The sequence below is a fragment of the Pseudomonas sp. C9 genome, from assembly GCF_002000165.1.
Lineage (GTDB): Bacteria > Pseudomonadota > Gammaproteobacteria > Pseudomonadales > Pseudomonadaceae > Aquipseudomonas.
Genome location: NZ_MPAK01000001.1, coordinates 2,042,980 through 2,065,669 on the forward strand (window position 1 = coordinate 2,042,980; position 22,690 = coordinate 2,065,669).

The following is a 22,690-nucleotide window of genomic DNA, read 5'->3' on the forward strand; positions in this document are numbered from 1 at the left end:
CTTTTTACATCGAGGTAATCAAGGTCAAAAGGTCTCCCATTGATTGCTCCTCGCCTTCCTGAAAGCAACGATGTTGGCGCTTGGAATCGGGGTAATAAAGGTCATTTCCACGGTCATGGGTGGAATCATCGCCACGAATTCCGACTGATCAAGGGTTTCGCCACTCATCAACAATCGGGCATCCAGTCGTCCTTTTGGAGTGAATTTGAAGGGTGCACCAAGGCCCAGCGTCTGTTCATTGACGGCTCGCTCACTCATATCCGGAACTTCCATCTGATACAGGTACGCTCTTGTGTCGCCATATCCTCCGGAGTCCTCATCCATGCCAGTGGACACGTACCCAGGAACAGGACTTCGAACGTGCTCCTGGGCCTGAGTGTTCATTCCTTTTTTCACTATTGCCTGTTTGAACTCATTTTTTATGGCAGGCCCTCTGTTATCTCGCGGGAAAAAACCACCGGCTGCACGAATTTTTGTGGGGCTACGATCGTCCCCCCGAAAGGCGACGACGCTGCCCGATGAAGTCAGCGTCAACTGATGGGTACCTACGGCCATTGAGTTGCCGGCATTGAAAGATTGAGGTACCAGGGGCGTACTCGCCGCCGGTAACACAACCGGCGATGGTGGCCTGACGGGCACGACTGAAATTTGCGAAGTCTGGCCGTTTTGCGGTGAACTCGGCCGAGCCGAAACGGGCCGGGGTGGAACAACGGGCTTAACCCTAACGGATGCAAGTGAAGGTGGCCGTGGAGGAATTGGCGGGCGGGCACGAGCCAAGCCTTCCTCCTTCTTGTTGGGCCCGGGTGCGAGGCCATCGACATCAGCCAACCCTATCGGGTTGTTTCGAACCATCCGGAATAGATTCAAACCATCGATAGTCAATGCAGGATCAGGATTCAGCCAACGCTGTAACCACGGCACGTAATACCGAAACCCATAGTAATAAAGCCCCGTCGCATCCCTCTCCTTGCCCGAATACCGAATGGTTTTATAGTCGACGTCAATTACATCCGGGCCGGCATACCACGCAGTCTCGCCGAAGGGATAAAAAACTTCCCGACTGATAATTCGAGCGTCATCGGCCAGTTCTACGGTGCAGGACTTCAGGTGATCAACCAAGGCGTACCGGATCTGATCATTGACGCCGGACGGTGGAGCGCTTTCCCAATGCAACACCCGAACGGTATTGAGCCCGGCCTGTGCGGTGATGATTTGCAGCACCTCCCCGGTGCCACTGTCGGTGCGAAGTTCCAGCCCTGGCAAGTAACGCACCTCAGCCCTCAGAGTCCGGCCACTTGTCTGCAACGAGCGAATTTTGCGCACCCGCTGGCCACCGCCGTCATAGAAATAGCGCTCAGAGTCATTTCCCCCGGCGTCACGTTCCACCGGGCTGACCGACTGCAATTGATTGCGCAGGTCCCAGGTTAAAAATCGCCCCATGTCCAGTTCCAGCAAATTGCCGTTGGCGTCGAATGCCGCAGCAATGTCGTCCTCGGTCGGTGGCACGCCATTGCGCCAAGGCAGGCAACGATTGCTGTAGAGGGCAGCCGTCAGTTCACGTCCTGGACTTTGTACTCCGACATGCACCAGCTTCAGTAAATTGCCGCTTTCGTCATAGCGGTAGGTTTGCTGGTAATTGCCGAGCGCCGCAGGATCGTTGCGCCCGATGGATTCCGGCCCTTGGTTAAGGGCGCCTGCCTCCCAGCCAGATGCGACGATCAATTGATAAAGGCTGTCGTAGACAAACCGACTGATCGGTTCGATGCGTTGATTGTTGAAGTACCGAACCGGCAGCGCCTTGTCTTCAATGCTCAGTACATTGCCCACCCGGTCATAGGTGTAGGACAGGTGTTGCAGCAGGCCGGTGCGATCGCTGTGTGCCCACCGCTCGATCAGTCGCCCGTCTTGCGGGGAATACGTGAGAACAGTCTGTACGTCGTTACCCGCCACTTCGCGAGTGATCTGCCCGTCAGCGTTGTACTCGATGTCACTCACCAGGGTTTGCCAGGTGGGCAAGCCTGCGAGCTTCAAGGCACTTTGGCGTAGCCGACCATCAAGGGTGAAGCCGAAGGCCTGACTGTTCTGCCGGGCATCGACCGACGCCAGCACATTGCCCAACGGACCAAACCGCCACGTCGAGACCGCGCCATCGCCCGCTTCCAACCATTCATTGCGTTCAGCAATCGGCTGCGGCCAATCTGGAGCAACGGCGTCCTCGGTAAAGTGTTGAATGTGCCTTATGCATAGGCCAGTGACTCCAAACGATTCAAACAATACCGTGCCCCCGGGGCCATCCTGCCGAATGAGCTGGCCAGACCGGTTGTGACCCTGACCGGGCCGAGCATATTCCAGGCGCTGCGCACAACGTCGTGGCGCTGTAGCGAGGTGCTCAAACTCCGCCACGGGACGCAGCAAGTCGTCGTATTCAATCTGGCGTCGAGTGCCACGACTGTCCCAGCTTTGCAGCACCTCATTGGCGAGGCCGAGAAGTTTGATCTGCAAGCCCGCATCCACGCTGAGCGTCGATACAGCAACACCGGACAATGAGTGCACCTTCACTAGATTGGCGGGCGCCAGCGGGTTTTCTATCTGTAGCAACCAAAGCCTTGGGTCCCACTGTTTGACGGCGAACCCCGTGGCATTGTGGAGGGTGCGGTTAATGCGGGCCTGCGTCGGCTCGCCAGCCACCTCGCGCCAATAATCAATTGAACGGATCGGCAGCGCTCGCGGGTCGACGACGGACACTGTGGGGGTTTTGTAGTGCATGCCGGCGCGTCCTTGTAAGCCAGTGATCAGCTAATCGCTTATGGCGCGAGCCGGCTACTGTCAGAAATTACAGTTCCGACCAATGGCACCAGCGCTTGATCCACGAATGTCCATTCGCGCAGCCCTTCGGTAGGATGGAGGCCATGAGTTCAAGGAGCGTACACACATGTTCATAGGCGTCCTGCTGGTCATCACCTGGCTGATCCTGCTGCTGCGCTACCCGTCCAAGGCGTTTCCAGTGTCCGTGGCAGCCGCCGTCGGTTTGGGCCTGGTAGCCACGTGGGTAGTCTGGCTGGACAACCGCGAGATCAAGCAACTGGCGCGACTGGAATTGCGCATCGCCTACGCCCCCGATCAATGCCCGGCAGATCGCCCCTTGCAGCTGAAAATGAACAACGGCAACGACGTGCCGCTGACCGAATTGCGCTGGCGCATCGCGGCGTATGCGCCGGGTGACACGGTCAATCTGGCTGACAATCAATACGAAGCCCCCCGTTATCGCGGCCCCGGCGAACTGCAAGCCGGCGCCAACTGGGAAGACTGTTTGCCACTGCCGCCGCTGCGTCCTGGCTACCGCCCGCAAACCCTGGAGTTTCGCGCCGAGCGATTGCAGGGTAGTTTCTCCGATTAATCCCCTTTTTTCTGCACAAGGACCGCGCCATGCCCGTTGCGTTGATTACCGGTTGCTCCAGCGGCATTGGCCGCGCCCTCGCCGACGTGTTCAAAAACGCCGGCTACAAAGTCTGGGCCAGTGCCCGCAAGGCTGAAGACGTCGCGGCCCTGGCCACCGCCGGTTTTACCGCCGTGCGGCTGGACGTCAACGACGGCGCGGCACTCGAACAGCTGAGCGAGCGCATCAACCAGCAACATGGCGGCCTCGATGTACTGATCAACAACGCCGGTTTCGGCGCGATGGGGCCGCTGCTCGACGGCGGTGTGCCGGCGATGCAGCGCCAGTTCGAAACCAATGTGTTTGCCATCGTCGGTGTCACCCGCGCACTGTTCCCGGTGTTGCGTCGCGCCAAGGGCCTGGTGGTGAACATCGGCAGCGTTTCAGGAATCCTGGTCACGCCGTTCGCGGGCGCCTACTGCGCGTCGAAAGCCGCCGTTCATGCGTTGAGCGATGCGCTGCGCATGGAATTGGCGCCGTTCGGTGTGCGCGTGATGGAGGTCCAGCCGGGCGCCATCGAATCCAGCTTCGCCAAAAATGCCGGCCACGAGGCGGAACAGTTAATCACCGAACAATCGCCGTGGTTTCCATTGCGCGAAGGCATTCGCGCACGGGCCAAGGCATCGCAGGACAATCCAACACCGGCCAGGGCATTTGCCGATGGGGTGCTCAAGGCTGTGCAACAGAGCAAACCACCGCGCCTGATTCGCTTGGGCAATGGCAGCCGGGCGTTGCCGTTGCTGGCGGGGTTGCTGCCCAAGGGCTTGCTGGAAGCGGGATTGATGAAGCGGTTTGGGTTGCGCGGGCAACTCTGAGACCGAGTCGACACCATCGCGGGCAAGCCCGCTCCCACAGTTGAATCGCCCCCCCCTGTGGGAGCGAGCTTGCTCGCGATGGCGTCAGAACTAACACAGAAAAAATTCAGGAAACACGATGACCGATTACACCCACTACTTCGACGAAGTCATCCAGGCCCACATCGCCATCGAACAATGGCTGGCCGAAGAACAAGACCCGTCTGCGCTGGAACACTTGCTGACCCGGTTTTCACCGCAGTTTTCCATGGTCTCGCCGTTGGGCCGGGTGCTGGATTTCGAGTCGTTGAGGGAGTTGTTTCAACTGGCGGGCGGCAAGAAACTCGGGTTCAGGATTCAGCTTAGTGAATTGCGCGGTGTCGCCCTGCATGACGGTGGCGCGACCGTGAGTTATCGCGAGCAGCAGACCGATGCCACCGGGCTGCACTCTGATCGGCGTTCGACGGTGGTGTTTGAGAAAGACGCTGATGGCAGGCTGATCTGGCGGCACTTGCATGAGACGTTTTGCAAGGGCTGAGATCGCGTCGCTCCATTCGCGAGCAAGCCCGCTCCCACAGGGAATTTGCGCCGTTCACTGAATCTGCGTCCGACTCGGTCAATGTGGGAGCGGCGGTGCGACGATTCGACTTGCCCGCGAAGGCAGGCGATGCGGTCCAACGACTAGTTAACCACCACCGTGCACGTAATCCCCGCCGCCAACAGCACCCCGTCCGGCACTTCATCAATGTGAATCCGCACCGGCACCCGCTGTGCCAGGCGCACCCAGTTGAAGGTCGGGTTCACATCGGCAATCAGCTCGCGACTCTCCGGGTTGTCGCGGTCATAGATACCGCGAGAAATACTCTCCACGTGCCCTTTCAGCACTTCACCGCTCATCAACTGCATGTCGGCCTTATCGCCCACGCGAACGTGCGGCAACTTGGTTTCTTCGAAAAAGCCGTACACCCAGAACGAGTTCATATCGACCACGGCCATTTTCGCTTCGCCGATGCGCGCGTAGTCGCCGCGATGCACGTTGAGGTTGGTCACGTAGCCGTCCACCGCTGCCCGCACTTCGGTGCGCTTGAGGTTGAGTTCGGCGGCTTCGAGTTGTGCCTGCGCGTGTTGATAATCGGCCAGTGCCGAGTCGGCGATATTGCTGGCGTCGTCGCGGTTTTCCTTGGAGATCACCAGGTTGTCCATGTCGGCGCGGCGATGGGCATTGACCTTGCGCATCTCCCAGGTCGACTTGCGTGAAGCAACCAGCGACTGCGCCTGCTTGACCGCGATGCGATAGTGCTCGGGGTCGATCTGCATCAGCAAATCGCCCTTCTTCACTAACTGGTTGTCGCGCACCGGCACGTCCACCACTTCACCGGTGACGTCGGCGGCGACGTTGATGATGTCGGCGCGCACCCGGCCATCGCGGGTCCAGGGGGTGTTCATGTAGTGCTCCCACAAGGTCCGGCCGATCCATAGCGCGAGGGCTAGCACCAGCAAGGTGGCGAGCAGGCTGAAAAGCTTTTTCATCAGGGCCTTCTTCAGTGATAGAGAGTCAACGGTAGACAGTCAGCGCCAGGGCGCCAAACAGACAGGTAAACAGGCTCAGGCGCAGCAGCGCCGGGTGCCAGAAGAAGCGGTACAGATCGAACCCGGACAAGAATCGGTCCAGCGCCCAGGCCATTGCCGCCGCGATGAAAAACATCAGGGTCATGGTCGGCATGTACACGCCGTGGAAGGCGATCTCACGAGGCATGTTCAAGTCCTTTGGGCTCGGTTTTCGTGAAGCCCGCGAGCGGTGACTGCGGGTCCAGCAACGACGTACGAATGAAGTGCAGGTAACTCTTCACCCGGCGTAGGGCCGAGGTGTCGAAGTGCGGAGCGAAAGGCTCATCCGTGGCTTGTACGCGACTGATCGCATGGTCGACCGCGATCAGGCTGCGCTCCAGGTTGCTCTGGCTCGGTTGCAAGAACAGCCGCATCAGCGAACGGCCCATCACCCGGATGGCCTGGCGCCACGGCTGCGTTTCGGCGTAGGCCGGGTGCACCGGCAGAATCGCCTGTTCCTTGCGCAATTCGATGATCGCGTGCCCCACCTCCAGCACCACGAACATCCAGCGCAACAAGTCGCTTTGGACTTGCGGCTGACCCGCCGCAAGGCCGTAAGCCTGGTGCAGCAAGTCTCGTGTACGGCTTTCAAAACTCGACGCCAGCCCCTTGAGTTTGCCGCTGATGGCGTACACCACTTGCCCGCGCAAATCCTGCTCCAGCCGACGCCACAACCAGCGGCTGTTAGGCGGCAAAATGATTGCCCCGGCGGCCGCGCATACCAGCATGCCGAGCACCATGGCGATGTAATCGTTGATGAAGGTGTACGGGTTGTAGACCGTGAGGTTGTCCGGCACTGAACCGGTGCTGAAGAAGATCAACAAACCGAGGCCGACACCAGCGTATTGCGGCCGCGACGTGAGGAACGAACCGAGCACGATCACCGGTGCGAGCATCACGCACAGCAACGGAAAACCATCGATCCACGGGAAGATGAAAAACATCTCGACGAAGCCGATCAACGCCCCGAGCAGCGTCCCGCACGCCATCTGAAACGCCATGCGCTTAGGGTTGGGTGTCGCCGCAGAAAGCCCCACGGTAGCGGCGGCTATCAGGGTCATGGTCGCGCCACTCGGCCAGGCCGTGGCCACCCAGTAACTGCCGAGCACCACCAGAATGAACGCCGCGCGAATCCCCGAAGCAGCGGACGCCATCCAGTTGGTTTGCGGGGTGAACGGCTCATCCCATTGCTCCCGCTCATGGCTGTGTTCAGCCAGCGAGGCGTGGGTCTGTGCATAACTGTGCAGGTCATCGACGAAGCGGTAGAGCAACTCGTACGCGGTGTGGAAATCCAGCAACTCGGCGTCGCTCGGCCGGGTCTCCTGAAAGTGCGAACGCAAGCTGCGAACCCGGGCCGGCAAACCCTCTTTGTAAGCGCTCAACTCGGCGACCAGGCGGGCCGCGTCCGCATGGGTCAAGGCCCGGCCACTGAAGCCGTCGAGCACTTCCGCCAAGTCCTGCAACCCCGGTTTGATCGCCGCGACCACGGGGTCGGCACCACTGCTGCGCAAGCGTTCGAGCAACTGATGCAAGGCGTTGAATCGCGTGGTGATGCCCATGAACTCGCTGTTCAAGCGATTGAGCCGTCCGTTGCGTCGACGCATGTGCGGGTCTTCAAACACGGTGACGCTGCGCAGCCCTTCCAGCCCGACCGCCTCGGCGATGAAGCGCACGTTGCTGGCCTCAAAAGCCTCCCGTTGACTGCGACCGCGCAAGCCATCGGTGACGAACAAGGCGAACACGCCGAAGCGCTGATACAAAGCGTTGCGCATCGCGGCGCTGGCGGTTTGCGGCAGGATGGCGGCGCTGACCAGCGTCGAGCAGAGAATCCCGAGGGAGATCTCCAACACTCGCCAGACTGCCGCCATGAAGGCGCCGTCCGGGTGTGCCAAGGCAGGCAAACCGACCATTGCGGCGGTGTACCCGGCGAGCACAAAACCGTAGGCGCGAAAGTTGCGATACCGCGCCGCGCCGGCCGAGCAAATGCCGACCCAAATCGCCAGCGAGCCGAGGAACAGCTCAGTGTTCTGCGCGAACAAGGCGATCAGCGCGACCATCACCGCCGACCCGGTCAACGTGCCGAGAAAGCGGTAAAAACTCTTGGCGAACACCTGACCGCTCTGCGGCTGCATCACGATAAACACCGTGATCATCGCCGTGCGCGGCTGCGGCAATTCCAGGCGCATCGCCAGCCACAGCGTCAGGAATGCGGCGAACAGCACCTTGAAAATGTAGACCCAGGTCACGCCATCACTGCGCGCCCAGTCAAAGAAACCCCGGCGCCATTCAAGGGAATACAGCCAGCGCAAAGGTGCGGGCAAGGGCGTCATGAAATCCTGCTCAGTGAGATTCGATTAAGACGCAGAACCTGTGGGAGCGAGCTTGCTCGCGATGGCGGAGTGTCAGGCGACACATGCATTGACTGACACGGCCTCATCGCGAGCAAGCTCGCTCCCACAGGGTCCGTGTTCAATTTGTGAGGCTCTGAAGCAGGGCCGGGGTTTTCGGGGCCTGGGTTTGTTCGGTGGTTGGCACATCATTGCCCGCCCCCAATCCTCCACCGAGCGCCGTCACCAGTTCTGCATGAGCACTCAACCGCGCCGCCTGAACCTGTTGCTGAACCTGTTGCTGTTTGAACAACAGCGTCTGGGCATTGAGCACGTTGAGGTAATCGGTGAGCCCGCGCTGGTAGGCGATCATCGCGATGTCATAGGTCTGCTGCGCGGTGGCTACCGACTCGGCGGCGAAGGCCTGCTGCTTGTCCATGGACTCGCGGCGGATCAACTGGTCAGAGATGTTTTTCAGCGCATTGACCAGCGTCTGGTTGTACTTGGCCACGGCGATGTCATACCCGGCCGAGGCTTCACCCAACTCCGAACGCAAACGCCCGCCATCGAAAATCGGCAACGAAATCGCCGGGCCGACGCTGTAGTTGAGTTTCTTGCCGGTCAAAAACTCCAGCGCCCCGCCGCCCGTGGCCATGTAGCCGAGGCTGCCGACCAAATCGACGTTGGGATAAAAACCGGCGTGCGCGACATCAATGCCCCGCGCTTGCGCGGCCACTTGCCAGCGACTGGCGACCACATCCGGGCGTTGACCAAGCAATTGCGCGGGTAACGCCGACGGCAATTTCAGCGCCATGCCCAACGACAATGTCGGCCGCTGCAATTGCGCACCCGCCCCCGGACCGGAGCCAGCCAATGCCGCGAGCTGGTTGCGGCTGAGGGCGATTTCTTCGTCCAGCGCATCAATCTGCCGATGGGTTTCCGGCAGCGGCGTTTGCGCCTGGCTGACTTCGAAATGCGTGCCGATGCCACCGTTCAGGCGCTTTTGCGCGAGGTCGAGAATCTGTTGTTGCTGTTTCAGCGTCGCTTCGACGATGTCGCGCTGCGCGTAATGCAGCGACAGTTCGATGTAGGCACGCACGATGTTGTTCTGCAATTCGAGCTGCGCCAGGCGCGCTTCGGCGGCGCTCATGTGCGCCATGTCCACGGCGCGTTCCGTGGCATTGCTTTCGCGACCCCAGAGGTCCAGCGCATAGCTGAAACCCAGGGCGGCGTTGTTATCCCAAGTGGTGGTGTTGGCCAGCTCACCCGGCCCGTAGAACTGATCGGTCGGCCAGTTGTGGCGCTTGAGGGTGGATTCGCCATTGATCTGCAACGACTCGGCGGACTCGGCAATGCCGGCCATCGATTTAGCCTGACGCACACGTGCGGCGGCCATGGCCATGGTCGGGCTGCCTTGCACGGCGCGGTCGATCCAGCGGTTCAGTTGCGGGTCGCCATAAGCCTGCCACCATTGTGCGGTGGGCCAGTGCGCGTCTTGTGCGGCGCTCTGGATGGCTGCGTCGGTGGCCAATGAATCGGCCTCCAGTGCCTTGCCCTGCGGGGCAATCCCTGCGGTACCGATGCAGCCACTGATTGCCAGGGTTAAAGCCAAAACACTGAGCGGCTGAAGCGCTCTGCTGATGCGACGCGGCACTGCTGCGATTTCCTGAAAGAGGGGAGGTACGAGTTCCTGTAGGAGCCGGGCTTGCCCGCGATGGCATCACCGCGGTGGGTCTGGATGACCGCGGTGATGCCATCGCGGGCAAGCCCGGCTCCTACAGTGGCGCAATTCTAGGGGTGGGTCTGGTTGGCGATAAGCTGGGATTCTTGTGAATCTTTGTTACCGTTAACGCGATAATCCCTTTGTCGGGGTCTCAGCCCCTGAAACTTCGTGTCACAATTTGCCATCGAACCCGAGAGCACCCCATGGACACTTTGCAAAACATGCGCGCCTTCAGTTACGTGGCCGAGGCCGGCAGCTTCACCGCCGCCGCCATGCAACTGGACACCACCACGGCCAACGTCTCGCGCGCGGTCTCCAACCTGGAAGCCCACCTGCAAACCCGCTTGCTCAACCGCACCACCCGCCGCATCGCCCTGACCGAAGCCGGCAAGCGCTACTTGTTGCGCTGCGAGCAAATCCTGGCCTACGTCGAAGAAGCCGAAGCCGAGGCCAGCGACGCCCATGCGCGGCCGGCCGGGCAGCTCAAGGTGCACACCATGACCGGCATCGGTCAGCACTTCGTGATCGACGCCATCGCCCGCTATCGCAAGACCCACCCGGACGTCACCTTCGACCTGACCATGGCCAACCGCGTGCCGGACCTGCTCGACGAGGGCTACGACGTGTCCATCGTGCTGGCCAGCGAACTGCCGGACTCGGGTTTTGTGTCCCAGCGCCTGGGTATCACCTACAGCATCGTCTGCGCCTCGCCGGCCTATGTGAAAGCCAACGGCTGCGCGCAAAAGCCCAGCGACTTGCTCAACCACATGTGCCTGCGCCTGGTAAGCCCGGTGATCCCGCTGGAGAAATGGGCCTTCGACGGCCCGGATGGCCAGGAAATGGTGACCATCAACAGCTCACCGTTTTTGGTGAACTCGGCGGATGCGATGAAGACCGCAATCACCAGCGGCATGGGCGTTGGCGTGTTGCCGGTGTACGCGGCGATTGAAGGGCTGCGCAACGGCTCGCTGGTGCGGGTGATGCCCAAGTACCGGTCGCAGGAGCTGAACCTGTACGCAATCTACCCGTCGCGCCAGTATCTGGATGCGAAGATCAAGACGTGGGTTGAGTACTTGCGCGGGTCGTTGCCGGAGATTCTGGCGGCGCATCAGGCGGAACTGGCGGCATATGAATTGAGCGGGAGCCTGGCTGGCGCCCGGGTGGCGAACTGATTTCACGGTCCTACAGACGCGGAGAATTTGGGGAAGGTTTCCGACGGGTTCTGTCGGTTGTTGGGTCAGACGGGAAATGGGTAGGCTTTGTGGGTCGCTGCCAAATCAGCGATCAGGTCTGGAAAACCTGGCGAACACTGACCACACCCCATGGCATACTGCGGCGCTTTTTTCTGCACGCAAATCCTTGTTATGGCGGCTGTGCGCGGGAGACCTTCGGGTCTACCGGTTTTTGGTGGGTGTACCGGTTTTTCCAGTCCGCGCATGGCTGCCACCCCTTTCGTCTGGAAAACGAAAGATGGCAGTTCCACTTCATCTGCCAATGAGTAACTTCCGCATGATCAAAGAAACACCGAACCCTCCGGAAACCGACGACGTTTCCCCCTACGAATCCATCGATTCGAAAAAACTCAACGAAGCCGCCGAACGCGCGTTGAATCACTACCTCAATCCCGCCGCCCTCAAATCACCCGCGACTCGCAAGCCCAGCACAATGTTCGTGCTTGCGCCCAATATCAAAGACGAGGACTTGCTGGCCCACACTTGTGAATCGTTGGCCCAGGCCAGTGTGATGGCCGGCGATTTTGCCGCCTATCTGGAAGGCCCGCATCGCAACACCGCCATGGCGATTCAGCAGATCGTCATGCTGGCGGAACTGGCAGCGAACCGGATGATGGATAACCTCGAAATCCCCAAACCCACGCCACACCGCTAATCTCCGGGCAGAAACCAATCCTCCCTGTAGGAGTGAGCCTGCTCGCGATGACGGTGTGTCAGTCGACTTCAATGTTGAATGTGAGTCCGCCATCGCTGGCAAGCCATGCTCCTACAGGGAATGGGTACATCTGGAAGAGATTGGTCGGCTGTCAGGCCGCCATCGCTGGCAAGCCATGCTCCTACAGGGACTGGGTGCATCTGGAAGAGACTGGTTGGCTGTCAGGCCGCCATCGCTGGCAAGCCAAGCTCCTACAGGGAATGGGGACATCTGGAAGAGATTGGTTGGCTGTCAGGCCGCCATCGCTGGCAAGCCATGCTCCTACAGGGACTGGGTACATCTGGAAGAGATTGGTCGGCTGTCAGGCCGCCATCGCTGGCAAGCCATGCTCCTACAGGGACTGGGTACATCTGGAAGAGACTGGTTGGCTGTCAGGCCGCCATCGCTGGCAATCCTAGTTCCTACAGGGAATGGGGACATCTGGAAGAGATTGGTTGGCTGTCAGGCCGCCATCGCTGGCAAGCCATGCTTCTACAGGGAATGGGTACATCTGGAAGAGATTGGTTGGCTGTCAGGCCGCCATCGCGAGCAGGCTCGCTCCTACAATTGGACCGGGGCCGTCTGTTAGAGACTGGTTGGCTGTCAGGCCGCCATCGCTGGCAAGCCAAGCTCCTACAGGGAATGGGTACATCTGGAAGAGATTGGTCGGCTGTCAGGCCGCCATCGCTGGCAAGCCAAGCTCCTACAGGGAATGGGGACATCTGGAAGAGATTGGTCGGCTGTCAGGCCGCCATCGCTGGCAAGCCAAGCTCCTACAGGGAATGGGTACATCTGGAAGAGATTGGTCGGCTGTCAGGCCGCCATCGCTGGCAAGCCAAGCTCCTACAGGGAATGAGTACACCGGCCGCTTCTCACCACTCAACAGGCCGAGCGTTAGCTCGCCTACCGCTTTTGATCTTGATCCACCCGCCCCTTCGGGAGGCTGAGTGGAGGTGTTCATCCGGGGAGTGGCGCGCAGCGCCGTTCGACGCAGTCGAACACGCTGCATGTAGGTCGAAGCGAAGCCGACCGGAGGGCAGTGTCCCCGGAGGGATACCGGAGCGAAGGAACGCCGAGCCCCAGCGAGGGGCCGGACGCTCGGGGCGAGCCTTTTTTTGCTTACTTTTTTTTGGCGTTTGAAAAANGCTGAGTGGAGGTGTTCATCCGGGGAGTGGCGCGCAGCGCCGTTCGACGCAGTCGAACACGCTGCATGTAGGTCGAAGCGAAGCCGACCGGAGGGCAGTGTCCCCGGAGGGATACCGGAGCGAAGGAACGCCGAGCCCCAGCGAGGGGCCGGACGCTCGGGGCGAGCCTTTTTTTGCTTACTTTTTTTTGGCGTTTGAAAAAAAAGTGAGTCGCCGTAAGGGCGAAACCCTAAGTGGCCGTTACCGCAGCAACGGATATGTACACAACCCACAAGAACATGGTCGGCCCAAAGGCCGCCAAGTTCAAAAGCTCACAACCACGAAAAAGAATGTTAGCGTGCTTGGCATTCTCCAAGCCAAACCAAGCCCGACGAGCCCACCTCCCATGAAAAAGACCGTCCTCGCCTTCAGCCGCATCACCCCCGAAATGGTCGAACACCTCAAGCAAGACTTCGAAGTCATCGTGCCAAACCCGAAAAACGGCGACATCAACGCCCAATTCAACGAAGCCCTGCCCCACGCCCACGGCCTGATCGGCGTCGGCCGCAAACTCGGTCGCGCACAACTCGAAACCGCCGCCAAACTCGAAGTCGTCTCCAGCGTCTCAGTCGGCTACGACAACTACGACCTCGCCTACTTCAACGAACGCGGGATCATGCTCACCAACACCCCCGACGTCCTCACCGAAAGCACCGCCGACCTCGCCTTCACCCTGCTCATGAGCAGCGCCCGCCGCGTCGCCGAACTGGACGCCTGGACCAAGGCCGGCCAATGGCAAGCCACCGTCGGCGCACCACTGTTCGGCACCGACGTGCACGGCAAAACCCTGGGCATCGTCGGCATGGGCAACATCGGCGCGGCCATTGCCCGTCGCGGTCGCCTGGGGTTCAACATGCCGATCCTCTACAGCGGCAACAGCCGCAAGACAGACCTGGAACAACAACTCGGCGCCCAGTTCCGCACGCTGGATCAACTGCTGGCCGAAGCCGATTTCGTTTGCCTGGTGGTGCCACTCAGCGAAAAAACCAAACACCTGATCAGCCACCGCGAACTGGCACTGATGAAACCCGGCGCCATCCTGGTGAACATCTCACGCGGCCCGGTCGTGGACGAACCAGCCCTGATCGAAGCGCTGCAAAACAACCGCATTCGCGGCGCCGGTCTGGACGTCTACGAAAAAGAACCGCTGGCCGAGTCGCCGTTGTTCCAACTGAAAAACGCCGTGACATTGCCGCACATCGGCTCGGCCACCCACGAAACCCGTGAAGCCATGGCCAACCGCGCCCTGGCCAACCTGCGCAGCGCGCTGTTGGGCGAGCGGCCGCAAGACCTGGTCAACCCGCAAGTCTGGAAAGGCTGACGAAAAACGGGCAGACGTGTCCAAACGTCTGCCCGTACGATCAAGCCAGTTTTCCACTTCCCCCCAGCATCGGTGCCTTGGGTTTACGAAATACCAGCACGTTGCCCAGCATCACCAGCACCAACCCCACCAGCGCCGGCGCGGTCCATTGGTAGCCTTCGGCAAACGCCGACACATTCAGCGCCACCACCGGAAACAACACGGTGCAATACGCCGCGCGCTCCGGGCCCATGCGCCCGACCAGCGTCAGGTAAGCGGTGAAACCGATCACCGAACCCGGGATCACCAGGTACAGCAGCGAACCGATGTAGCGCGCGTTCCATTCCATGTCGAACGGAATGCCTTTGACCAGGCACCACACCGACAGCATCGCCGCACCATAGGCCATACCCCAGGCGTTGGTCGTCAGCGGTTTCAATCCGGCCTTCTGCTGCAAACTCGACAGCATGTTGCCAGCCGAGAAGCACAAGGTCCCGAGCAAGGCCAGGCCCAGGCCGAGCAGCGTTTCCGGGCTGGCGGTATGCCCGGCCAGTTCCGGCCAGAACAACAGGCCAAGCCCGAACAAACCCAGTGCCCCGCCCATCAACACATTGCGAGCGATTTTTTGACCGAAAAACACCCGCGCATTCAGCGCATTCCACAGGGTGGCGGTGGAAAACACCACGGCAACCAAACCACTGGGAATCCACTGGCTGGCCGTCAGGAAGCACATGAAATTGACGCAAAACAGGCACAGCCCCTGCGCCAGACAGATCAAATGCCCACGCCGGTTCATCACTTGCAGACGTCGACTCAGCAGCAACATCGCGAACAGCACCAACGCCGCGAGGCCGAAGCGATAGACGATCGACACCGGAATCGCCACCACGCCCAGTTGCCATTTCAAGGCAATCCAGGTGGTGCCCCAGATCAGCACGGTCAGCAAGTACAACGACAGGTTCATGGCAAACACTCCTCAATAGAGGTTCAGTGTCCCGCGCCCGCTCGCCCCGCACTTGCATAAACTTGCGCTTTTGTCGGCGCAGAGGCTGGCAGGCCAACGTCTACGGAGTAGGATGCAAGGCGTTGGAGAGAACCGATCATGCCCGCACTGGAAACACTGCAAGTCTTTCAAGCCCTCAACCGCTCGCCCAATGCTCGCCTTGAGCACAGCGCCGAGCTCGGTGACGGCATGGCTGCAGCCTTGTGGAGCAACCATCACGACGCGCAGGATTACGAAGCGCCGAGTCATCACACGTTGTCGTGCTACATCGCCGGCGGCACCGGCACGTTTCGCCGCGACCAACCCGGCACCAAGGGCGGCCCCGACAAGTTGTGCATTCTGCCCGCCGAGCATCAATCCGGTTGGGTGATCAACGGCGACATTCGCCTGGCCCACGTGTATTTCAGCCCCGAACAATTCGCCCTCGGCTGCGTCACGCTGCTGGACCGTGAACCGCGCGAACTGCAATTGCGCGAAGGCACTTTTCTCGACGATCCGGCGCAAGCCCGGCGCTTTCGGCAGATGCTCACCCTCAACTGGAACGAACCCGGCGAACGCGTGCTGACCAGCAGCCTGGCCCACGAAATGCTCAGCCACGTGTTGCTCGGCCAGGTTGGAATGCGTGAGGGCTTGCGGCTCAAGGGTGGACTGGCCGCGCATCAGCGGCGGCAGTTGGTGGGGTTCATCGACAACCAGTTGGCGGAGGCCATCAGCCTTGGGCAATTGGCCGCGCTGTGCGCGTTATCGGAATACCATTTTGCGCGGATGTTCAGAGAAAGCTTCGGCTTGCCGCCGCATCAATATGTGTTGGCGCGAAGACTGAGCCGGGCAAGGGAGTTGCTGCGCTCGACGTCGCAGCCGTTGGGGGAGATTGCATTGGCCTGCGGGTTTGCCAGCGCCAGTCATTTCACCAATCGGTTTCGGCAGGCATTGGGTGGGACGCCTGGGGACTATCGCCAGGCGTTTTTGCGCTAAGGCCCAAGACTGTCGCTGCCTCTCAGGACGCCATCGCGGGCAAGCCCGGCTCCTACAGGAATAGGTGTCGAAGCGCACTCCTGTGAACGACACTATTCCTGTGGGAGCCGGGCTTGCCCGCGATGAACGATGACGCGGTCTCGGTCAGAACTCCAAAGTGCTGGAAAACAACACCTGCCGCGAATCGCCCATCGACACAAAGAACCGGCTCGCCGCCGAGGTGTAGTAAGTGCGGTCAAACATGTTCTTCACGTTGAGCTGGAACTTGACCTTCTGCCCTTCGACCTTGGTGTCGTACGTGGCAAACGCATCGGCCACGGTGTAGGCCGGCAGGTCGAAGTCGTTGACGGCGTTACCCGCCCGCTCGCCGACATATCGCGCACCCGCGCCGACGCGCAACTGATCGCCACCGACGATGGTGCCGAAGTCGTAGACCGCCGACAGCGAGCCGCTGTTCTTGGCGACGTTTTGCAGTTGCTTGCCTTTGTAGTCCGGGTCTTCGGTGACTTCGGCATCGGTGTAGGCGTAGCTGCCGATCATGCTCCAGCGGTCCGTGAGCTGGCCGGTCAAATCCACTTCCAGGCCTCGGGAACGCACTTCGCCGGCAGCACTGTAAATCGTCACCGGGCCTTCGGCGTTGGCCACCAGTACGTTGCGTTTCTTGATGTCGAACAGCGCGATATCAGCCGTGATGCGGCCCGGCATGTCGAGTTTGGCCCCAACCTCCCAGGACTTGGCTTCTTCCGGCGCAATGCTGCCGTCGAGCACGGTGCTGCTGCCGCTCAACGGCGCGATGGTGGAGTTGGGTTTGAACGATTCGGTGTAGCTGCCGTAGAACGACAGTTCGTCGGTGTAGCGGTACACCAGGCCCGCACGCGGCACCCATTTCTGGCCGTTGTTGTCCGTGTTGGCCTTGAACGGCACACCTTTGCCGGCGTACTGGTCGTATTCCTGGAAGCGCCCGCCCGCGACGAAAATCCATTGGTCGGTGAGGTGGATCGAGTCCTGAAGGAAGATCGAGTTGCTGCGCAATTCATCGGTTTGATTACTGTCGGCCGCACTGACGGTGGTGCCCGGCACTTCAAGGCCGTAGATCGGGTCGACGTAGCTGAAGATACTCCGGCTTTTCTGGCGGATCAGGTCTTCGCGGTAAATCTTGCGGTACTCGTCATCGAGGCCGAACACCAGGTCGTGTTTCATCCCGGCCCATTCGACATTGCCTTCGAGGCCGACGGTGGTGAAACGGTCGGTGCTGATGGCGTTTTGCGTGCCGTCCATGCTGCGGGTCAACGTGCCTTTGTCGGTGTCGATGGCGGTCACGCGCACCTGGCTGGCGTCGTAGGTTTCACGGTTCCAGCTGTAGCCGAAGTGAGCTTTCCAGTTGTCGTTGAGCTCGTGATCGGCCTCGAAGTGGTAAAGGTCCGAACGGCCTTCCATGTTGTTGAACGGCTCGTCGAGGCGCAGGTTGCGCGAGATGTCCAACGGATGATTGGTGTTCGGATCGATGACTGTGCCACGGTCAAACGGGGTCAGAAACTCACGGTGTTCATAGGAGAACAACAGCGTGGTGCTTTCGCCGAACCAGGCCAGCGACGGCGCGATCATCGACTCGCGGTGGGTGCCGAAATTGCGCCAGTAATCTTCGTCTTCGTGGTCCAGCACCATACGGTAAGCGAGGCCGGACGTACCCAGTGCGCCGGTGCTGTCGAGAGTGCCACCGCTGCCGTTCTTGCCATCGTCGTAGGTCGAACCGCGCAGAGTCAGGGCGTTGTACTGTTCCAGTTGCGGCTTCTTGCTGACCATGTTGACCACGCCGCCCGGGTCCTGGATGCCGTACAGCAAGGACGCCGGCCCCTTGAGCACTTCGACGCGTTCGACACTCTCACTCAGGCCACGCCCCTGCACGATCGGCATGCCGTCGCGCATGATCGAGCCGTTGCGGTTGTCACCGAAACCACGCGTCATCACCGAGTCCTGGGTGCTCGCCAGTGTGTTGCCCTGGGTGATGCCGCTGACGTTGGCCAGCGCGTCATCCAGATTGCGCGGCACCTGATCGCGAATGACTTGGGCCGGGACCACATTGACGGTCTGCGGGACTTCCTGGAGCAAGGCCGAAGAACGCATCACCGAACTGGTGGGCGGCGGCTGATAACTCATGGATTGATCGGCCACCGAGGTGATGGTGGTGGCGCCCAGGTTCAGGGTGCCCGCCGTCGGCACGGGCTCAAGGATCAGGGTGTTGGGGTCGGTACGGCGGAAGGTCAGTCCCGAACCGCTGAGCAAACGCTGCAGGGCTTGTTCGGCGCTCAACGGGCCGTTGATCGCCGGGGCGGTGACGCCGTAGGGCGCTTCATCGGTGTAGACCACACTGATGCCGGTCACCCGGCTGAAGTCGCTCAGGGCCTGGGGCAGCGGTTTGGCGGCAATGGCGAAGTTGAACGGCGCCCGCTGTTGCGTGCTGCCCGTGTCAGCGGCCGAGGCGATGCTCAAGGGCAGCAACGCCAGCGCCAACATACTCAGTGCCGAGGCACCCAACCACTGTTTGACCCAACCCGATTTTGCCCTGGACTTCATTGCTCGATAGACCTGTGTAGAACCGCAACGGATGCGAATGACTCGCAGTTTCAGTCACTACACGGATGGGGCTTGGTTTTACCTCATCAAAATGTTGAAAATAATTTTTGTTCTGAAAGATGCGGTGTCTGATCGGTCCTCATCGCGGGCAAGCCCGGCTCCTACAGGGATCGGGTTCCTTCATGAGAATGCGGTCAAGTGTGGGAGCCGGGCTTGCCCGCGATGGGGCCAGCAGCTTTAACGCAAAATAATCAGCTGCCCCAACACGCTGTGCTGCTCAAACCCCAACACCCCTTGCAACGAACTCAACACGACCTGCGGATCCCTGCTCGGAAAGCTGCCACTGATTCGCCGCGCCGCCAGTTCATCATTGAGCAACACGATCCGCCCCGGGAAGTAACGCCCCAAATCCTGCACCACCTCGGCCAGCGTCGCCTTGTAGTAATTGAGCCAACCCTGGCGCCAGGCCAATTGCGCTTCGCTGTCCACCGCATGGGATTGTTGCGTTGCGCCGTTGCCATAGGCCACTTGCTGGCCGGCGGTGAGGATTTGCTGCTCCGCGTGCTTGTCCGCAGTCACGCCCACCCGTCCGGACAACACCGTGACTTGCGCCCCCTGCGGTTGCAGGCGCACTTCAAACTGCGTGCCCAGCACTCGCGCCTGCCCCTGTTCGGCATCGACCACAAACGGGTCGCCGGTGTGCGTCACGCTGAAAAATCCGGCGCCGCGTCGCAGCTGGACGCGCCGTTCACCGCGACTGAAATCCACGGCAATGGCGCTGTCGGCATCCAGCGTGACTTGCGATTGATCGGCCAGTGTCACGGTGCGAATTTCGCCCGGTGCCGAGACATAATCGGCGCCCAGATCATCGACCCAACGCATCGGCTGCCAACCGGCCCCTACGCCGATCATCAGCACCAGACACGCCGCCATGGCCAGCGCACCCGACCAGCGCCGCACGCTGTTGCGAGGCGATTGATTCATCGCATTGAGATAACCCTGCAAGGCCAATGCATCTTCATCGGCCAGCGTTCGCGCCGGCGCTTCGCTCAACTCCCACACGACTTGCGCCTGTGCATAAGCCTCGGCGTGGGCAGGATCAGCCTGCAGCCAGTGACTGAACGCAAGTTGATCGCCACTGCTGGGCTGGTCGTGCAACAAGCTCAGCCAAGCGTAGGCGGCCTGCTCCTGAGCGGGCGTCGGGGTGACGCGTTCGGGCTGATTCACGGTGCTTTCCCTGGCGTGCGCATGGGCGATTCCTGCAGGCTGGCCTTGCAGGCATCGAGGGCGCGCATCATATGTTTTTCCACGGCGCTTTGGGACAAGCCCATGGCCTTGGCGATTTCGGCGTATTTGCGACCGTGGATGCGGTTGAGCAGGAAGATCTGCCGCGTGCGCTCCGGCAAGGCACGCAAGGCCGCTTCGACGTGACGCAAATCATTACCGGCTTCCAGCGCGGCTTGCGGTTCGCTGCCGTGGCTGTCTGGCGCCTCCGGCATCCAGCCTTCGTTGACCCGCACCCGCGTGCCTTCGCTGCGCAAATGGTCAATGGCGATGTTGCCGGCGCAGCGCAGCAAGTAAGTGCTGAGCTCTTCGACTTGTACCAGCGGCCGCCGCCAGAAACGCAGGAACAAGTCTTGCACCAGGTCCGCAGCCGTCGCCCGACAGCCCACGCGCCGGTTCACCAAGGCTTCCATCTGCGAACGCTGGGAAAGGAACACCTGCAGGAAATGCGCGCGCGCCCCGCGATGTTCTTCGTCGTGTGGTTCGGGTGGGAGGGTGATCATCGGCTCAGCTCTGCACAAACGTGGTGACGATAGAGGCACCAACGAGGGCGAGATATTAATGATAAATATTCTCATACGCAAAGAGACCCGATTGCCAGATCCCGTTTTACCGAGGAGGCATGAACCTGTTTCTGATGGTTCCCACACCTGCATGGGAATGCAGCTTGAGACGCTCCTCGTCCCAACAGCGGACGCAGAGCGTCCATCGAGGCGTTCCCACGCAGAGCGTGGGAACGATCAGTATCTGCGTGGGAACGATCAGTATCTGCGTGGGAACGATCAGAAATCAGTGCTCAAACAAAAACGGGCCTGCAATCGCAGGCCCGTTTTTTGGGGAGGGTAAAAGTGAATCAGGCTTCAGCCGTTTTGCGCTGCCTGTTCGTTCTCGAGAAATTCGTCTTCCAGCAGCGCATCGGCTGCGTTTCTCTCGAACGGCACCACCACGGCACGTGGTTTGCCTCGCAGTTTGCCGAACAGGTGCTCTAGCGCGTGTTCGAGTTTTTCGGCTGCACCGTCGATCGCCAGTTCCAGATTGGCGGCTTTATGGGTGACAGAAATCGGTTGGTGGCCTTTTGGCCTCGCTTCCAGTTGGCAGCGTATGTCGTGCGGTCCGGGCTTCTCGCCGTTTTCGTCCCGCAGGTGAACCTCGACGCGGGTCAGGTCCTCTTCATATCGTTCGAGCGTGCTCTCAATGGTCGTACGTACCCACTCCTCCAGTCGTTTACTGCCTTGAATATGGTTATCGCTATTGACTTGGATTTGCATAGTTCTTCCCTTATTTCAGCTAGCTCGCGAGAGGCCGGTCAGCTAAGCCCTTGGGCGTCATCACCGTGACCTCTTAACTACACAATCGGTCTGTACGCTGAACAATTCAACCCCTTAAAAAAGATAAATATCTAATCGCAAAAAAAGCCGGACAACGGCTAAAAGCGCTGCTAAGGTCGGGAGTTGGGTCGCTTCACTTCTTTGTCACAATTACTCACATCTGCTGCTCCGCCAGCGGGTGCACACTTCGAAATATTCCCGCCTCCTCCACCAGCCAGTCATGCACCGCCCGCACGCCCGGATGGCTCAATGCGCCCGGCGCATACAGCAGCATATAGCGCTTGTGATTGGGCACCGTCAGCCCGAACGGCACGATCAATGTCCCTCGCTCCAACTCATCGTTGAGCAGCGTACGCCGCGCAATCGCCACGCCCATCCCGGCGATGGCGGCTTCGATGGTCAGGTGATTGCGATTGAAGGTGTGCCCGCGCCGCACGTCCGCGCCCTCGAAGCCGATGGCATTGAGGTAGAACTCCCATTCCGCGTATTCGTAGCTGCCGCGCCAGGCGGTGATGTCGTGCAGCAACGGGAAATGCATCAGGTCCGCCGGGCCATGCAGCGGTGGCCGCCCTCGCAACAGGCTGGGGGCACAGACCGGAAAGATCTGTTCGTCGAGCAAGGCTGTGGATAACAGGCCGGGGTAGCTGCCATCGTTCAGGTCGATGGCCAGATCGAAATCCCCCTCGTGCAGCGGCACGCTGCTGTCCTCGGCCACCAGGCGCAATTGAATGTCCGGAAAGCGCTGCTGCAAACGTGGCAGGCGCGGGGTCAGCCATTTACTCAGGAATGACGGAATCGAGCGTAACCGCAAAGTGCCGCTGATCATTCCGGCGTCCAGACGGCGTAATTCGGCATCGATGCTGCCGTACGCCTCGTTGACCGTAATGGCCAGACGCTGGCCTTCTGCACTCAGTTCCACACCGCGAGCGCGACGATGAAACAGGCGAAAACCCAAGCGTTCTTCTAGCTGCCGAATTTGCTGACTGACCGCCCCCGGCGTGATGTGCAGTTCTTCGGCGCAACGGGTGAACGACAAGTGCCGCGCAGCACAGGAAAACACGTGCAGCCAGACGTAGGTCTGGGCATGCAATTGACGACTCATCGTTTAGTCCTGCTAAAGGCTGTCTTAGGAAGTTTCGTTGGTCACGATGGACCGAGGGAGTCAGTATCGCCGAGATTGCGCTTGTCCTACAAAAATGGCAGCGATTTCTCCTCCATTACTTGTATA

Annotated in this window: 18 protein-coding genes; 7 read left to right on the forward strand and 11 right to left on the reverse strand. The window is 60.4% G+C overall.

The annotated features are described in order from the left end of the window. Positions 1–24: 24 nt before the first annotated feature. Positions 25–2,766: an RHS repeat domain-containing protein gene (locus BMS17_RS09675; protein WP_077430847.1), complete on the reverse strand. Its 2,742-nt coding sequence runs from the start codon at positions 2,764–2,766 to the stop codon at positions 25–27. Between the two features lie 166 nt (positions 2,767–2,932). Here BMS17_RS09675 and BMS17_RS09680 point away from each other — a divergent pair, with 166 nt between their 5' ends. The 3 genes from BMS17_RS09680 (at position 2,933) to BMS17_RS09690 (ending at position 4,768) form a co-directional block, all read left to right on the forward strand. Continuing rightward, positions 2,933–3,397, forward strand: a complete 465-nt coding sequence (locus BMS17_RS09680; protein WP_046028924.1) for a hypothetical protein — start codon at positions 2,933–2,935, stop codon at positions 3,395–3,397. Between the two features lie 29 nt (positions 3,398–3,426). After that, positions 3,427–4,251 (forward strand): SDR family oxidoreductase, encoded by an 825-nt coding sequence (locus BMS17_RS09685; protein ID WP_077430848.1) that lies wholly within the window; start codon positions 3,427–3,429, stop codon positions 4,249–4,251. Positions 4,252–4,369: 118 nt separating this feature from the next. Next, a complete protein-coding gene (locus BMS17_RS09690; RefSeq protein WP_077430849.1) occupies positions 4,370–4,768 on the forward strand; it encodes a DUF4440 domain-containing protein in 399 nt (132 codons plus the stop codon). A gap of 143 nt (positions 4,769–4,911) precedes the next feature. Here BMS17_RS09690 and BMS17_RS09695 read toward each other — a convergent pair whose 3' ends face one another. The 4 genes from BMS17_RS09695 to BMS17_RS09710 all read right to left on the reverse strand — a co-directional run bounded on the left by BMS17_RS09695 (position 4,912) and on the right by BMS17_RS09710 (position 9,819). Continuing rightward, positions 4,912–5,760 (reverse strand): HlyD family secretion protein, encoded by an 849-nt coding sequence (locus BMS17_RS09695; RefSeq protein WP_046028920.1) that lies wholly within the window; start codon positions 5,758–5,760, stop codon positions 4,912–4,914. Positions 5,761–5,785: 25 nt separating this feature from the next. Continuing rightward, a complete protein-coding gene (locus tag BMS17_RS09700; RefSeq protein WP_077430850.1) occupies positions 5,786–5,986 on the reverse strand; it encodes a DUF1656 domain-containing protein in 201 nt (66 codons plus the stop codon). Then, positions 5,976–8,168 (reverse strand): FUSC family protein, encoded by a 2,193-nt coding sequence (locus tag BMS17_RS09705; RefSeq protein ID WP_046028910.1) that lies wholly within the window; start codon positions 8,166–8,168, stop codon positions 5,976–5,978. The genes BMS17_RS09700 and BMS17_RS09705 overlap by 11 nt, the downstream gene beginning before the upstream one ends. A gap of 139 nt (positions 8,169–8,307) precedes the next feature. Beyond that, positions 8,308–9,819, reverse strand: a complete 1,512-nt coding sequence (locus tag BMS17_RS09710; protein WP_077430851.1) for an efflux transporter outer membrane subunit — start codon at positions 9,817–9,819, stop codon at positions 8,308–8,310. Between the two features lie 272 nt (positions 9,820–10,091). On the opposite strand from BMS17_RS09710, the gene BMS17_RS09715 reads away from it, so the two are divergent. From BMS17_RS09715 to BMS17_RS09725, 3 genes are all read left to right on the forward strand, one after another. Further along, positions 10,092–11,060 carry a LysR family transcriptional regulator gene (locus BMS17_RS09715; RefSeq protein WP_077430852.1) on the forward strand — a complete coding sequence of 323 codons (969 nt, stop codon included), beginning with the start codon at positions 10,092–10,094 and terminating at the stop codon, positions 11,058–11,060. A 337-nt stretch (positions 11,061–11,397) separates the two neighbouring features. After that, entirely contained in the window at positions 11,398–11,775 is a 378-nt protein-coding gene (locus BMS17_RS09720) for a DUF6124 family protein (protein ID WP_077430853.1), read from the forward strand. A 1,569-nt stretch (positions 11,776–13,344) separates the two neighbouring features. Next, complete coding sequence (locus tag BMS17_RS09725; protein WP_077430854.1) at positions 13,345–14,319, forward strand: D-glycerate dehydrogenase; 975 nt, start codon at positions 13,345–13,347, stop codon at positions 14,317–14,319. A 40-nt stretch (positions 14,320–14,359) separates the two neighbouring features. Here the strand turns inward: BMS17_RS09725 and BMS17_RS09730 are convergent, their stop codons facing one another. Continuing rightward, positions 14,360–15,262, reverse strand: coding sequence for a DMT family transporter (locus tag BMS17_RS09730; protein ID WP_046026751.1), 903 nt, complete (start codon positions 15,260–15,262; stop codon positions 14,360–14,362). Positions 15,263–15,400: 138 nt separating this feature from the next. Here BMS17_RS09730 and BMS17_RS09735 point away from each other — a divergent pair, with 138 nt between their 5' ends. Further along, the gene (locus BMS17_RS09735; RefSeq protein ID WP_046026753.1) at positions 15,401–16,276 is read left to right on the forward strand and encodes an AraC family transcriptional regulator; all 876 of its coding nucleotides are present in this window, start codon (positions 15,401–15,403) and stop codon (positions 16,274–16,276) included. A gap of 144 nt (positions 16,277–16,420) precedes the next feature. Here BMS17_RS09735 and BMS17_RS09740 read toward each other — a convergent pair whose 3' ends face one another. From BMS17_RS09740 to BMS17_RS09760, 5 genes are all read right to left on the reverse strand, one after another. Beyond that, positions 16,421–18,850: a TonB-dependent receptor gene (locus BMS17_RS09740; protein WP_077430855.1), complete on the reverse strand. Its 2,430-nt coding sequence runs from the start codon at positions 18,848–18,850 to the stop codon at positions 16,421–16,423. Between the two features lie 237 nt (positions 18,851–19,087). Further along, entirely contained in the window at positions 19,088–20,077 is a 990-nt protein-coding gene (locus tag BMS17_RS09745; protein ID WP_077430856.1) for a FecR family protein, read from the reverse strand. Continuing rightward, complete coding sequence (locus BMS17_RS09750) at positions 20,074–20,637, reverse strand: RNA polymerase sigma factor (protein ID WP_046026757.1); 564 nt, start codon at positions 20,635–20,637, stop codon at positions 20,074–20,076. Before BMS17_RS09750 ends, BMS17_RS09745 begins: the two co-directional genes overlap by 4 nt. A 357-nt stretch (positions 20,638–20,994) precedes the next feature. Continuing rightward, entirely contained in the window at positions 20,995–21,402 is a 408-nt protein-coding gene (locus BMS17_RS09755; protein WP_046026758.1) for an HPF/RaiA family ribosome-associated protein, read from the reverse strand. A 214-nt stretch (positions 21,403–21,616) separates the two neighbouring features. After that, the gene (locus tag BMS17_RS09760) at positions 21,617–22,564 is read right to left on the reverse strand and encodes a LysR substrate-binding domain-containing protein (protein ID WP_046026759.1); all 948 of its coding nucleotides are present in this window, start codon (positions 22,562–22,564) and stop codon (positions 21,617–21,619) included. Positions 22,565–22,690: the final 126 nt, after the last annotated feature.